At 39.5% G+C, this 14,164-nt stretch carries 14 protein-coding genes and 1 pseudogene; 8 read left to right on the top strand and 7 right to left on the bottom strand.

Features of this window, described 5'->3' with window-relative positions:
• Positions 1-100: 100 nt before the first annotated feature.
• On the top strand, positions 101-1,282 hold the full coding sequence (alr, locus tag ACTJJD_RS17970; protein ID WP_025207190.1) for an alanine racemase: 1,182 nt from the start codon (positions 101-103) through the stop codon (positions 1,280-1,282).
• Positions 1,283-1,356: 74 nt separating this feature from the next.
• Here the strand turns inward: alr and ACTJJD_RS17975 are convergent, their stop codons facing one another.
• Positions 1,357-2,370, bottom strand: a complete 1,014-nt coding sequence (locus ACTJJD_RS17975) for an NAD(P)-dependent alcohol dehydrogenase (RefSeq protein ID WP_346394716.1) — start codon at positions 2,368-2,370, stop codon at positions 1,357-1,359.
• Between the two features lie 297 nt (positions 2,371-2,667).
• On the opposite strand from ACTJJD_RS17975, the gene ACTJJD_RS17980 reads away from it, so the two are divergent.
• The 4 genes from ACTJJD_RS17980 (at position 2,668) to hag (ACTJJD_RS17995) (ending at position 7,282) form a co-directional block, all read left to right on the top strand.
• Positions 2,668-3,282, top strand: a complete 615-nt coding sequence (locus tag ACTJJD_RS17980) for a TetR/AcrR family transcriptional regulator (RefSeq protein WP_058213846.1) — start codon at positions 2,668-2,670, stop codon at positions 3,280-3,282.
• Between the two features lie 133 nt (positions 3,283-3,415).
• A complete protein-coding gene (locus ACTJJD_RS17985) occupies positions 3,416-4,936 on the top strand; it encodes a Kelch repeat-containing protein (protein WP_217967324.1) in 1,521 nt (506 codons plus the stop codon).
• A gap of 225 nt (positions 4,937-5,161) precedes the next feature.
• A complete protein-coding gene (gene hag, locus ACTJJD_RS17990; RefSeq protein ID WP_138825599.1) occupies positions 5,162-6,067 on the top strand; it encodes a flagellin Hag in 906 nt (301 codons plus the stop codon).
• A gap of 294 nt (positions 6,068-6,361) precedes the next feature.
• Positions 6,362-7,282, top strand: coding sequence for a flagellin Hag (hag, locus tag ACTJJD_RS17995; protein ID WP_041092274.1), 921 nt, complete (start codon positions 6,362-6,364; stop codon positions 7,280-7,282).
• 32 nt (positions 7,283-7,314) lie between these two features.
• Here the strand turns inward: hag (ACTJJD_RS17995) and ACTJJD_RS18000 are convergent, their stop codons facing one another.
• Positions 7,315-8,784: an NAD(P)/FAD-dependent oxidoreductase gene (locus tag ACTJJD_RS18000; protein WP_217967323.1), complete on the bottom strand. Its 1,470-nt coding sequence runs from the start codon at positions 8,782-8,784 to the stop codon at positions 7,315-7,317.
• A gap of 220 nt (positions 8,785-9,004) precedes the next feature.
• On the opposite strand from ACTJJD_RS18000, the pseudogene ACTJJD_RS18005 reads away from it, so the two are divergent.
• Positions 9,005-9,828 (top strand): annotated as a pseudogene (locus ACTJJD_RS18005) (methyl-accepting chemotaxis protein).
• A 39-nt stretch (positions 9,829-9,867) separates the two neighbouring features.
• Here ACTJJD_RS18005 and ACTJJD_RS18010 read toward each other — a convergent pair.
• Positions 9,868-10,239, bottom strand: coding sequence for a DUF5412 domain-containing protein (locus ACTJJD_RS18010; protein WP_017359605.1), 372 nt, complete (start codon positions 10,237-10,239; stop codon positions 9,868-9,870).
• Between the two features lie 244 nt (positions 10,240-10,483).
• Between ACTJJD_RS18010 and ACTJJD_RS18015 the strand changes: the two genes are divergently transcribed.
• The gene (locus tag ACTJJD_RS18015) at positions 10,484-11,107 is read left to right on the top strand and encodes a poly-gamma-glutamate hydrolase family protein (protein WP_024719586.1); all 624 of its coding nucleotides are present in this window, start codon (positions 10,484-10,486) and stop codon (positions 11,105-11,107) included.
• Here the strand turns inward: ACTJJD_RS18015 and ACTJJD_RS18020 are convergent.
• Entirely contained in the window at positions 11,098-11,682 is a 585-nt protein-coding gene (locus ACTJJD_RS18020; protein ID WP_008346294.1) for an ImmA/IrrE family metallo-endopeptidase, read from the bottom strand. The two genes, ACTJJD_RS18015 and ACTJJD_RS18020, sit on opposite strands and share 10 nt — an antisense overlap.
• Positions 11,683-11,993: 311 nt before the next feature.
• Between ACTJJD_RS18020 and ACTJJD_RS18025 the strand changes: the two genes are divergently transcribed.
• Positions 11,994-12,893: an N-acetylmuramoyl-L-alanine amidase gene (locus ACTJJD_RS18025; protein WP_017359601.1), complete on the top strand. Its 900-nt coding sequence runs from the start codon at positions 11,994-11,996 to the stop codon at positions 12,891-12,893.
• Here the strand turns inward: ACTJJD_RS18025 and ACTJJD_RS18030 are convergent.
• The 3 genes from ACTJJD_RS18030 to ACTJJD_RS18040 all read right to left on the bottom strand — a co-directional run bounded on the left by ACTJJD_RS18030 (position 12,882) and on the right by ACTJJD_RS18040 (position 14,028).
• A complete protein-coding gene (locus ACTJJD_RS18030) occupies positions 12,882-13,013 on the bottom strand; it encodes a hypothetical protein (protein WP_255290884.1) in 132 nt (43 codons plus the stop codon). The two genes, ACTJJD_RS18025 and ACTJJD_RS18030, sit on opposite strands and share 12 nt — an antisense overlap.
• A gap of 99 nt (positions 13,014-13,112) precedes the next feature.
• Complete coding sequence (locus tag ACTJJD_RS18035) at positions 13,113-13,289, bottom strand: type II toxin-antitoxin system SpoIISB family antitoxin (protein WP_008346289.1); 177 nt, start codon at positions 13,287-13,289, stop codon at positions 13,113-13,115.
• Positions 13,258-14,028, bottom strand: coding sequence for a type II toxin-antitoxin system SpoIISA family toxin (locus ACTJJD_RS18040; protein ID WP_024719591.1), 771 nt, complete (start codon positions 14,026-14,028; stop codon positions 13,258-13,260). The genes ACTJJD_RS18035 and ACTJJD_RS18040 overlap by 32 nt, the downstream gene beginning before the upstream one ends.
• Positions 14,029-14,164 lie beyond the last annotated feature (136 nt).

Raw genomic sequence — 14,164 nt, forward strand, 5'->3', positions numbered from 1 at the left:
ATTGTAGTTGAATGTTTTTCTCAAAAATGAATAAAGATAGACTAGACACGAAAACGAACATTGATATTGAAATGACTCATGTGATGAGGAGGAAACATACATGCAAAAGCTTTGCAGGGAAGTCTGGATCGAAGTCAATCTTGATGCGATTAAAAGAAATATCGAAGCGATTCAAGCGCATATTCCAAGAAAAAGTAAGATCATGGCTGTCGTGAAGGCGAATGCTTATGGACACGGTTCAGTGGAGGTAGCGCGGCAGGCACTAGAAAGCGGTGCGACAGAACTTGCAGTTGCTAGCTTAGAGGAAGGCATTGTGCTGCGAAGAGCAAAAATTGAAGCGCCAATTTTGGTTCTTGGATTTACCCCGCTCGACTGTGTGAAAAGGGCTGCGGCCTGGAGAATTGATCTATCTGGCCTTCGTGAAGACTGGATTGCTCAAGCAAATGAGATCTTAGCTGAAGAAGAAAGCCAGCGCCGGCTTGGGATTCATGTCAATGTTGACACAGGGATGGGGCGATTAGGTGTACGGACAAAGGAAGAGCTGTTAGCGGTGGTGAAGGCGCTTGAAAAGAGTGAAAACCTGAGGTGGGATGGAATATTTACGCATTTCTCCACTGCGGATGAGCCTGATCCTGATTTTACGTTGCTTCAGCACAGCATCTTCATTGATTTCCTTCGGTTTTTGAAAGAAGAAGGGATCAAACTGCCGACCGTACATATGAACAATACAGCTGCTTCGATTGCGTTTCCTGAATTTAGTGCCGATATGATCCGGCTTGGTATCGGACTTTATGGATTGTATCCCTCGCAATACATTGAAAGCTTAGACGCTGTTCAGCTAGAGCCCGCTCTCAGTTTAAAAGCAAGGATTGCGTTCGTGAAGAAAATGGTGACAAAGCCAAGAACGGTCAGCTATGGGGCAACCTATGTGGCAAAGCCTGACGAAGTCATTGCGACCATACCGATTGGTTATGCAGATGGGTACTCACGTGCTTTATCCAATCGAGGGTTTATGCTTTTCCGCGGAGAACGAATGCCAATTGCGGGCCGAGTCACAATGGATATGACGATGATCAGCTTAGGAGAGATGAAAGCAAAGCAAGGCGAGGAAGTCGTCATTTATGGCCGTCAAAAGGGCGGAGAAATTTCTGTTGATGAAATTGCTGAAATGCTCAATACGATTAACTATGAAGTCATTGCAACATTAAGCCGCCGTGTTCCAAGGTTTTATCGTCGAGGCGGGAAGATTATTAAAATATCGACGCCGGTGATGTATGTGTGAAGGTAAGGACAGCATGAAATTGCAAAAATCCCCCTTTATAAAGGGGGATTTTGAGTTTCACGTCTTATTTCGGCTTAAGCTCGATACTCTTTATCTAAAATAAGAATTGGTTTAATCGTAGATCCATTTTTAGAATCTTCAAAAGCTTGTTCAATCTCTTCTAATTCGTAGAATTTTGCTAGTTTCTCAACTGGGAATTGTCCATTTTTAAAGAACTTGACTAGTTGAGGAACGGCATCGCCTTCTATCACACCTTTTAACGTGAGCGCATTGAGCATGAGATCATTGGTCACATTAAACGTTAAATCGCGCTTTCCTACTGCTACTGTTGCACAAGTTCCTTTGACACGCAGGCAGTGAAGGGCAGCTAGCGTGACTTCTGGTACTCCAGTTGTTTCAAATGAGTAATGTGCCCCTTTTCCTTCTGTGATTTTCTTCACTTTTTCAGCTGGGTTCTCATGTTTACTGTTGATGACATGTGTTGCACCTAATTCTTTTGCTAGTTCAAGGCGGCTATCATGGATATCAACGGCAATAATCGGATCACAGCCTGCAATTTTTGCTGCCATTAACCCACTTAAACCAACAGCGCCTGTACCGAACACAACAAAGCTTGTACCTGGAGCTGGAGCAAGTGAATTTAAGACAGTACCGCTCCCAGTCATTAAGCCGCAACCGAATGGTCCTAAATAACGTAAATCAGTTTCTTTGTCTACTTTCACCACATTTTTCTCATCAACCGTTGCATATGTACCAAATGACGATTGACCAAAAAATTGTGATACATCTTGATGATCATGTGTATGGATAGGCGTTTCATTATGTTTATTACGACCAGAAAAATTCAGTGGAATCATGTTTTCACATCCACCAGCGTTCCCGCCAAGACAATTATGGCAATGACCGCAATAAGCGAAACCTAGTACAACGTGGTCCCCTTCTTGAACGGTTGTGACATTAGAACCTGCTTTTACGACAATGCCAGAGCCTTCATGTCCTAATAAAGCAGGACGTGGGACAGGAAGCGTGCCATCTAATACAGTGGCATCCGTATGACAAACACCAGATGCAACGATTTTGACAAGCACTTCATCTGCTTTTGGATCATCTAGTAATAGTGTTTGTTTCTCGAAATCTTTTTCATTTGTGTGACCATCGCTTGAATTTCCATATCATGTGCCCTCACTTTTTGTATAGTATGATATTCTGAAGAAAGGTTAGATCAAATGTCACAAAAAATTCATTTCTTTATGACTAAGTTGATTGTAGGACGAAAGATTTTCCGTTTCAATCAGCAAAAAATCTTTTTTGTATAGGTTTTCAACACAAATAAATTTATGTATATCTAATCAACATTTATTAAAAAGTGTCTAAAGGAGGGGCCCATGATCAAAAAAGAGGATCGCCGTGTTGAGCGAACAAAAGAAACACTTCGTCAAACATTCAAAATACTAGTAAAAGAAAAAGGATATTCGCACGTAAAAGTGAAGGATATTGTGGAAAAGGCAAACTATAATCGGACGACGTTTTATGTGCATTATGAAAGTAAAGATGAATTAGCAGCAGATGTTATTCACCGGGAAATGGTCGATTTCGAATATGAATTTTGTAAGCCGACTCGTGAAAATCCACTGTTGGATTTAACTCGCATGAAACCAGAGGGCACCGATGTATTTCAATATATCGTTGAAAATCGCGACTATTATGATTTATTAGTGATGGAAGACCGAATTCCCCACATACAAGAACAATTGCTTAAGAAAATACAATATATTTTCCAAAATAGAATGTCGTTTGTGAGTGATCAGTATGCAGAAATCAACGACAGTTATTTTGTCCAATATCGTTCATATGGCATCTTTGGTTTTATCATTGAATGGATCAGAAATGACTACAATGCATCTCCCTCAGAAATGGCACGACGTATTATCAATTTATTATATATTCAATCCTCACTTATGATTCAGTTGAAAGATGAAGAAGCGATTATGAAAAGGTAATGCTTAGGCCGCATCTCTAGCCCACAACATTTTGAATGTATATAAAGTTTTATTTAAAACTTCTTTAAATTGTAAACTTTGTAAAAAATAGAACGATAAAAGGAGGGAACATAACGAGTTGGAGGAATAGAAAATGAAAAAAAGGTTTTTATTATTTATCACGGTACTCCTATTAATGAGTATTCTTAGTCCATTTAAAGCAAATGCAGAAAATTCAATTGGATGGACGAAACGAGCTGATTTACCAGAAGAACGTATTAATGCTGGTGTGGGAGTCGTTGATGGGAAAATTTATGTATTTGGTGGAGCAAGTGAAAAAAATAAGTTGAATAACCAAACATTTATGTATGATCCAAAAAAAGATGTTTGGGAAGAGAAAGCCAGTATGCCAAGAAATAGAACAGGCGGTACTTACGCTACTGTAGGTAAAAAAATCTATCTAATAGGTGGAATTAATGAAGAGACAGAAGTAGCTTATAACACTATAGATATTTATGATGCAGAACTTGATCAGTGGGCTGAAGAGCCGATTCGAATTCCAAGAGAGCCGGTTTTTTCAGCTTATAGTAAAGGAACTTTACAAGCAGTTGCAGTGAAAGAGAAGATATATATTGTATCTTCAAAAAACTCATATAAGAATAATGTCTATGAATACAATACAATCTCTGGTGAATGGAAGAGCTTGAACTCATCGGGTTTACCATCTCGGAATGGGAGAGCCATTTCTGCAATTGACGGAAATATATATGTTGCAGGTGGCGAAAATTCGATAGGGCATAGTAGAGAAAAGTATTTGTTTCAGTATGATATTTCAACAGATACTTGGAAGAGATTAATTGATGTTCAGTTAACATCTTATACATATGAACCCTCCTATGAAACTTACAACGGCAAGTTCTTGATTATTGGTGGGCAATTATATGGTGATAGTTCAAAAAATATGGTAAACAAAGTTCAGATTTTCAATCCAAAAGATGGCCAATTTAAAAATTCAGCATATGATTTACCAGAAGGTAGAGTATCAGCTGTCGCAGCAATTGTTGATGACCAATTGTATGTCATTGGCGGACGTAACTATTCGGAATCTATGAGACATCTTTCTGTGAAAAGTGATTACAGATCCGTGATTTCTATTTCATTAAAAGACTTACAAGTGACTGAGGATGAAACAAAGCCAGATGATGGGATAGCAGAAGACCCAAAGGATCAAGATGGGACACAGCCAGGTGATGGCACAACGGAAGATCCAAAAGACCACGATGGAACAAATCCCGGTGACGGAACAACGGAAGAACCAAAAGATCAAGATGGAACAAACCCTGGTGATGGGTCAACGGGAGAACCAAAAGATCAGGACGGAACAAAGCCAGATGACGGAACAACGGGAGAACCAAAAGATCAAGACGGAACAAAACCCGGAGAAGAAACTTCGAAAGGTATACTTTCTATTACCATGATCAATGGGTTACAAAAGGATTATCTGCTCTCAATGAAAGAAATCAACGATTTTCTTAACTGGTATAAAGAAAGAAGCTTTGGAATCGGAATGAACTTTTATGAGATCAATGATGAACACAATAAAGGACCTTTCACAAGTAAGAAAGATTACGTGGTGTACCAAAATATCTTAATGTTTGATATCAAGCAATATTGATAAAATGAAAGCTGCTGATAATAGATTAGCAGCTTTTTTTATTTTACATTATTGTTAAAATTAGGATGAACATCATAAAAAAATAAGATATTTTTTTAAAAATCTGCTAAACATCCCATAACCACGTCCGATAATAGAATTGTCAGGGTTGATAAGCCCTAGAATAAAGGACTTTTTTCAGACAAGGACGTCTGTCAGGTCCCACATACATGGAGGTAATAGGAAATGAGAATTAACCACAATATCGCAGCACTTAACACATTAAACCGTTTGTCTGCAAACAACGGTGCGAGCCAAAAGAACATGGAGAAACTTTCTTCTGGTCTTAAAATCAACCGTGCAGGAGATGATGCAGCAGGTCTTGCAATCTCTGAAAAAATGCGTGGACAAATCCGCGGATTAGAAATGGCTACTAAAAACGCACAAGACGGTATCTCTCTTATCCAAACAGCTGAAGGTGCATTAACTGAAACTCATGCAATTCTTCAACGTGTACGTGAGCTTGTAGTTCAAGCTGGAAACACTGGAACTCAAGATGATACAGATCTTGGTGCTATCCAAGAAGAAATCGATGCACTAGTACAAGAGATTGGAAACGGTTCTGACAAGAATGGTATCTCTGACCGTACAGAATTTAACGGAAAGAAACTACTTGATGGTTCTTTCAGTGCAACTGGAGCAGATCCTAAAAAACTAACTTTCCAAATTGGTGCTAATGGTGCTCAACAGTTATCTGTTCACATCGAAGCAATGTCTGCTGATAAACTTGGTAGCGACCCAGAAGATGCAACAAAAGTTGTTTCTGCACTTAAAGTAACAGATTTCGCAACAATTGAGGCTGATGCTGATGGCGGATATGACTTCCAATTGGCAATCGTAGATGGCGCAATTGAAGCAGTTTCTAAACAACGTTCTAAACTTGGTGCAGTTCAAAACCGTCTAGAGCACACAATCAACAACCTTGGTGCTTCTGGTGAAAACTTAACAGCTGCTGAGTCTCGTATCCGTGACGTTGACATGGCGAAAGAAATGAGTGAGTTCACTAAGAACAACATTCTTTCTCAAGCTTCTCAAGCAATGCTTGCACAAGCGAACCAACAGCCACAAAACGTACTTCAATTACTACGTTAATGAAAGGCCCCTTAATGGGGCTTTTTTTTATGCTCTTTTTTCTTCGCTTTTTCTCCTTCTCTTCACTTGTGATTCTTTAATCCCTCTATTAAATCATGAAAAACGACCTTTAAATTTGGCATACTCTAGCGAAACGATCATATTGAATGAGACTTTTCCCTTATTTATTCCTTTTTTGTTAAACATATTCCATTAAAGTTCGATAAATGGATTGTAAGGCTTACGGAAAAATTCTAATTTAGAACTTTTAGACATGGATGTCTAATTGGTTCAAACACATGGAGGTCATTTAATATGAGAATTAACCACAATATCGCAGCACTTAACACATTGAATCGTCTTTCTACTAACAACGGTTCAAGCCAAAAGAACATGGAGAAACTTTCTTCTGGTCTTCGCATTAATCGCGCAGGGGATGACGCAGCAGGTCTTGCGATCTCTGAAAAAATGAGAAGTCAAATCCGTGGTCTAGAAATGGCTACTAAAAACTCTCAAGATGGTATCTCTCTTATTCAAACGGCTGAAGGCGCATTGACTGAATCTCATGCGATACTTCAACGTATTCGTGAGCTAGTTGTTCAAGCTGGGAACACAGGTACACAGCAGGAAGAAGATTTAGCATCCATTCAAGATGAAATCTCAAACTTGCAAGATGAGATTACAAGTATTTCTACTCGTACAGAGTTTAACGGGAAGAAATTATTAGATGGAACTTATTCGTCTAAGGGTGCTGATGACGGTGGTGAGGCACAAAGCCTTGTATTCCAAATCGGTGCAAACGCAACACAACAAATTACACTTAACATCGAAAACATGGGTGCTTCAGTTTTAGGTACAGATGGGACGGCTGAAGGTGAAGATGGAGCCGGTTCTGTTGCTGGAATCGATGTGACAAAATTTATTAGTGCAAGTGGTGAAGATGGCGAGGAAGCTGCTGGATTTGATGCACAACTTGGTATTATTGAAACAGCTATTAAGCAAGTGTCTGCTCAGCGATCTAAGCTTGGTGCAGTCCAAAACCGTCTAGAGCACACAATCAACAACCTTAGTGCTTCTGCTGAAAACTTAACAGCTGCTGAGTCTCGTATTCGTGACGTTGATATGGCGAAAGAAATGAGTGAGTTCACAAAGAACAACATTCTTTCTCAAGCTTCTCAAGCTATGCTTGCACAAGCGAACCAACAGCCACAAAACGTACTTCAATTATTACGTTAATTAAAAGCCCCCGTTGAGGGGCTTTTTTTATGTTAGTTTGATTTTAGCAATTGATGTAATTGAAAGTCTGGAACAGCTTCATAGAAGAAAGCTCGATTTAATTCATCATTCTTTTGATCCCACCTATGCCACCAGTGGCCGACCTCACCAGTGGAGTCAGCTTGAATCATGTCTTGCAGCTGCTCTAGGTTGATGATTTTTCTCGGTTCTATTAAGAACGAATGCATACGATGATAAGCCTCAAGGCATTTAGGTTGTTTTGTTTGAACGGCATATTGTACATAATAATTGAAAAATTCTTGTACAAATGTCAGATGGGGAATGGGGGTTCCTTTTAATTCAACGCCTTCCCAAGCCATATCCGCAATTGCACAAAGCCACCAGCCAAGCTCATTGGCGTGCTGCATTTGTTGTAAGGTATGCCGTTCAAAAGAAATAAGCCCATCTTCTTGTGCTTGTTTGAGCATACGCTCAAGTGTCTGTGCCTCAAGAGCTGCCTTTGTCATTCCCTGACCATGTATTGGATCTAATGTGCATAAGGCATCACCCATGACCAATAAGCCGCTTGGCCAATCTTCCATTTGTTCATAGTGGTTTCTGACACAAGCCGGAACTCTAAATCCTTTTGGTTTCGTATAGGGAATTAAATGAGTGATGGCTTCTGCTATCGAGGGATTGGTCAGCCTAGCGGTCTCTACATCAAACTGATCAGCGTCCGTTGTTGGATAATGAGAGCCGCCAGCTGCAGAGAGAAGAACCGCTGCTAAATCATGATCTACTCGTTCAAACAGTCCTGTTGGAATTTTTTTATTTGGCTGTCCAACGATGACCATTGGTTCTAGGTTCGGTGCCTCAGATGGTATTTGGTAGTATCTCGTGCTATAGCCAAGAGACACGATTAGCTCATCTGTCTGAGGCAAGGTTCGTCCTGCGCTTTTCAGCCATTTTGGCAATTTAGACATTCTTCCAGACGTATCAATGACTATGTCCGCACTCATTTTGTTGATGATTCCAGGCTTTATCCTCCGATCTTTGACCTGTAATCCACTCACTTTAGTCGTTTCTTCTTCAAAAAGAAGAGCGATCGCTTCATGTTTTTCTAAAAATTGAACACGATCCTCACGTAACATTCTTTGCATCAGCACCCACTCTAGCATGGCACGTCGTGTGACAGCTGTTTCTTCAGTATCGGTGAGTACTAACTCGCCATCTTTTGTCATAAATCGAGATGTCTGATGCCATGTGTTGTACCCGCCCATTTCGAGTAATTCTTTTGTATAACCAGGAAATAGACGTTCCACGATTTGTTTGCCTAGTGGCAACATTCTATGTGGATGAAAAGCTTGAGGCGTGCCAAGACGATTTTCAGGAGCGTCTGGCAATTCGTCCTTTTCAATAATCAATACTTCAAGGTAAAAACTTGATAAAACCTTTGCAGCGAGCATTCCCGTTATTCCGCCTCCGATGACGATCGCCCGCTCATACTTCATGGGTTGTGTCACAACATGCGCCTCCAGTGAATATATCAAATGGTTACATGACCATTTCATCATATGTTGATTTTCTAAGTATAGCAAATTCTCGTTTTTTTGAATATAGAAAGGAATTGTCATACTTTTTACTCGTAAATATAAAAAAACTTCAATCTTGATCATTAATTTTAAAAAATAATAATCAAATTTAAGAGGAATGACCGATAAATACATTAAGGGGGTAGAGGGAATGGATATACTACAGAGTATTGTAACCGCAGCACCATATATGATGAAGATTTTAAAAGATGAAGTGACGATGGGGGTCATTGATCGAGAAAAATTCTTGCTGTATTTGCCATCAAAAGATGTGGATTTTCAAATACGGACAGGAGATCCCATTAAACCAGATGATCAGAATATGAAAAATGCGCTTAGAGGCGAAACATCAAGTACATTTGTACCTGAATCGGTGTATGGGACCCTTTAAATGCAATGGGATTGCCGATTTTCGATGAAAATCACCAAGTCATTGGTGCAATTGCTTTAGGTTTTCCACTTAAAAATCAAATAGAACTTGAGGCGTATATGGAGTCATTGAATGACATCATTCAAAGTATTCAAGAAAAGGTACATGTGGTGGCGGCTCATTCAGAAGAGCTCTCTGCGACAAGTGAGGAAATGACATTCCAAACACAGCAAACACTTGAAAGCTCGAAAAAAACTTCAGATATTACAAAAATGATCAAAGGTATCTCTAAGCAAACGAGTTTGCTAGGGTTGAATGCTTCAATTGAAGCGGCCAGGGCAGGGAAAGAGGGAGCGGGTTTTAGTGTGGTAGCGAGCGAGGTTCAAAAGCTCTCAAGCGAAACCTCACGTGCAACAGAAAACATAGAAAGCTCATTGCAAGGGATTTCCTCTAATATACATACATTACTTGAGAGTATGGGCCATATGAAAGGGTCATCTTCAGAACAGGCTTTATTAGTGACGGAGTTTAGTGAAATTGTAGACAGGTTGACGACGGTTAGCAAAGAAATGAAAGAATTTATGCAAAAGGTGATGTCAACGTAAAAAACGAATCCAAAAAGGGTTCGTTTTTTTGCTGGCTCGTTATTTTCTATTTTTCTGATCAAAGCGATAATCGTATGTTTCACCTTTGACCACATTTAAAAACTCATGTCCAATTTGAACGAGCTGTGCATTTTCCCATTTGATCAGAGGATCTTTATCAGGGTACTTCCAGTAGATTGTTTTTTTGTGGTGGGTGAGTTTGTTTTCAATTTCTGCTCTGACCGCATTCTCTTTTAGCTTTCCTCCGCTATGTCGATATGTGTTAATGGTATAGGTTCCATCAGGTGATGATATCGAGCGAATGAATGTGCCGTGAGACACGCCTTGAAGAGAGAAGCATTTCCAGTAAATAATTCCGGCGAAGCTAAGACATAAGATGGCAAGGATGATGGTGGTTTTCTTTTTAAACATGAATTCCTCCAGGTGTAGATCGCAATATTCTAATATATGAGAGAGATTACAAAAAGATTCATATAGTCCAAAAGTTCTATTCATTTCAATTATCGGTCATTTTTTCTCAACATTCAACAGTTAGCCCGTAAAGATAAGGAAAATTTAAGGATGCATTCAGATCACACTGGTTATTCGAAAACACTTTACAAAAGAATTTGCGATCAGTAGACTTATGCTCATATAGAGAAATGGGGCAGATGGAATGAATCAAATCATAGATACGTATCAAAATTATGAAGAGCTTTCCGCTCATGAAAGAAAAGGGATCGACTATCAAATTCTTCATCAGCGGAAAGGGGATCAGCTTCTCGTCCTGTCACCTCATGCGGGAGGAATTGAATCTGGCGTGAGCGAGCTGGTCCATGAAGTAGCAACCGATTATTCTATGTATTTATTCGAGGGCCTTAAAGTGAAAGGCAATCATGTTCTTCATATTACGAGCACACGTTTTGATGAGCCGATTTGTCTTTCTCAAGTGCATACACATCATTATACGTTTGCACTCCACGGCTATGGAGAAACAGACGTCCTACAAACTTTAGTTGGCGGTACCGACAGGGAAAAAGCTGCTGAAACAGTGAAGTATCTCACACAAAATGGCTTCCATGCCTTACTTTTATCTGAATCGGATCAATTTGCTGGAACACATCCTCAAAATATTAATAATCAATGCCTCACAGGAAAAAGTGTTCAAATTGAAATTAGCCAAGCTCAGAGAAGAGCTTTCTTTCAAGACTTTAGGCGGAGCCGTAGGCGTGATACACAAACCGAACAATTTTATCAATACACAAATGTACTGAAACAAGTGTTAAGCCTTTATGAATAAACTTCTGACGTCACGTGTGCTGACGCTTTTGTTTGATACGCAGCTTCATTTTCTGCGACCTTGCCGGCTCTCATTAAATAAGAAGTAAATTCTTTTTGAAATTGAATGCCGGCTCTTCGCTGTTCAAATAGAGCAAGCCGTTTTTCAGCAAAAGCCCGAGTGACATGAAATGTTTGAGCAATATGCAAAATGGCTTGCTGCCTAAGGTTTGGGAGCGTCATTTGCAGCAGCATAAAAGTCGGAACACAAAAGTGATACATGAATTGTTTTGCTTGAAACTCTTGCAGTTCTCGAAAGAGCTTGTGCATGTTAAAGTGGTTGCCTGTATGCTTTAGCACATGACAAAGCTCGTGGGCGAAATCCTGCCACTGTTCTTCTGACGATAAGGCTCTGTTTAAAATAATACTGTAAAGACCTTGATGTTTGATCATCATGCTGCCAGTATCCTCGTAGTGTACCCATACATGAAATTCAGCTGCGATCCTATGCATGTCTACATAGGCAGGACCGCTTATTTGCAGTTGAGTGTATAACCGTTTAATATCTTCTTCTAAATGGGTTAAAAAATAAGTCATGTCAAAACCTCCATACAAACGTATGTTCTATTTTTGCCGTAAAAGAAAAGTCCATATAGGACTAAATGGCTAATAAAGCTATCGCTTACTTTTTATATCGGCTTATTTTTAACAATTTTAACATAAAATCAAAGAAAATTGGAAGTTTTTCCTGTTTTTTATTCTAATTTTTTATTTTTTACAAAGATAAAACGGCGATTGAATTCAAATTTTACCATAGTCTTATGACGAAAACAAACAAATTTGTCTTACGTTTGCCACCGATTGATGAGCAAGATCAAACATCAATTTAACAAAAAGGAGTGCAAAACATGGTACAAATTTATCAAGATTTTATTCCAGTTGGAAACGGAAATCGGCCAGGATATGCTATGACGCCGCTTTATGTAACTGTGCATAACACAGCCAATACATCTAAGGGAGCTGACGCAAAAAGTCACGCGGCATATGTCAAACGCTCAACAACAGAGGTAAGCTGGCACTTTACAGTGGATGACAAGGAAATTTTTCAGCATCTCCCTTTAAATGAAAATGGATGGCATGCTGGGGATGGACATGGAGATGGCAACCGAAAATCGATTGGCATTGAAATTTGTGAAAATGAGGATGGAAACTTTCAACAAGCTGTCAAACATGCCCAGTGGCTTATTCAAAAGCTTTTAAAAGAACATGGCATTCCATTAGCAAATGTGGTGACGCATCAGCATTGGTCAGGAAAAACATGTCCACGTCTGCTACTAGCTACATGGGATGAATTTAAAAGAGGAATTGAGACTGCAGGTGATCCGGAAACGGTTATCACATATGTGGTGAAAAGCGGGGATACGCTAACGAGTATTGCCAAAGCCCATGGTGTCACAGTGAGTGATTTACAGACATGGAATCAGATTAGTGACCCCAACATGATTCGAGTTGGACAAGTTCTCAAGATTTATCATGCAGAAGAAAAGCTCAGTTATGAACTTCCGGATGGGGTGTTAAAGGTGACATCACCTCTGACAAAAGGGGAGCATGTACGTCTCGTCCAAAAAGCGCTTGCTGCTGTGTATTTTTATCCTGACAAAACAGCTGTAGATAAGGGCATTGATGGCGTTTATGGGGAAAAAACAGCCAATGCCGTCGCGCGATTTCAACTGATGAATGGTCTAACAAGTGATGGAGTATACGGTCCTAAAACAAAAGTGAAGTTGCTTCAACTATTAAATCAGTGAGTCTTTCTTTTTGGCCGCTTGAATGACGGCTTCACTTTTTTCATGTAATCGGCAGACATAAGGGGATGGCTTAAATTCAGCAAACTGAACATACCTCAATTGTTTAAGTTTCTTTTTCATATTGGCACCTCAATCGTTGCAGCAGTTGGTTTTATTGTATGCAAGTAGATGTGAAAACGGAAGTAGGACGCGGATGAAGTTCCGCGTCCTTTAGTGTAATCAAGCTTTTTTATTTTTATACTCATCTAGGAGCTGTTCATTCTTTTTGAAAATACGCTCCGTATGGGGACTTACTTTGTAATCAGCCATACTAATATGGCGCTTTTTCTTTAAAATCTTAAATGGGTTTTTCTTGCGATTGTTATTATCCCCTTGAAGTGCGTGTTCCATCTTCATCACCTTCCTCTTCGTCAGGCAAGATTAGGTCATAAATCGTTGTAAGTGAAGTCATTAATAAATAGTCGAATTCAGTGACAATTTCCTCAGAGGTCAGCTTAATCACAAAGTGTGCATCCGCTACTGAAAACGGGATGAGAACCAATTTGCCGAAATCATCGTAATACACTTCCTGCCTGTCAAGCTTTGCTTGAATGAGCGCTCTCTGATCAAGTGTCCGCAGCAGGTCATCTTTTTGCTCCTGCGTATCATAAGGACAAAGAACTGCTTGAATATTCATTTTTTCTGCAAAAGAATAGATCAGTCGTTCAATTCCCTCTATATAAGCTTCTATACTTCCATAATATACATGGATCGGTTCGTTTTTCAATAGGTATTGGTACGTTTTTAGTTTATTGAGGTAAGAATGAAGCAGGTCGTTATTTTGTTCTAGGAGTTGATGGGTGTCGGTTTCAAGTTCATGATTTCCGAGTTTTTTAATATAGGAGCTGAGGAAAATAAAGGCATCAGTTAATGCGAAAAAAACAGCAATAATCAGGTAGTGCATCCAATCGGTGAAGATTGAAGAAGGGTCATTTGTCCAGTACACAACAGCACCCGCTACATAAATCCAATACCACGTTTTACGAATCGCAAACATCTTTTCTTTTACTTTTTGTTCAAAGCGCCATACCGCAAATACATATACAGCAAGAGCACCTAGCAATAACCAAACAGTCAATTGAAAAAATAATAGCATGTTCTTCTCTCCCATAGACAGATGGATACTTATTTATTTCTATGGATATGATTGGAAACCCTGCTTCATGAAAAAATGGCTTGCAGAAAAAGAGCATTTGAGGATGCAAACAAATAAAAAAAGACCTGTTAGACAG

The organism is Bacillus sp. 22446, assembly GCF_052044955.1.
Classification (GTDB): domain Bacteria; phylum Bacillota; class Bacilli; order Bacillales; family Bacillaceae; genus Bacillus; species Bacillus altitudinis.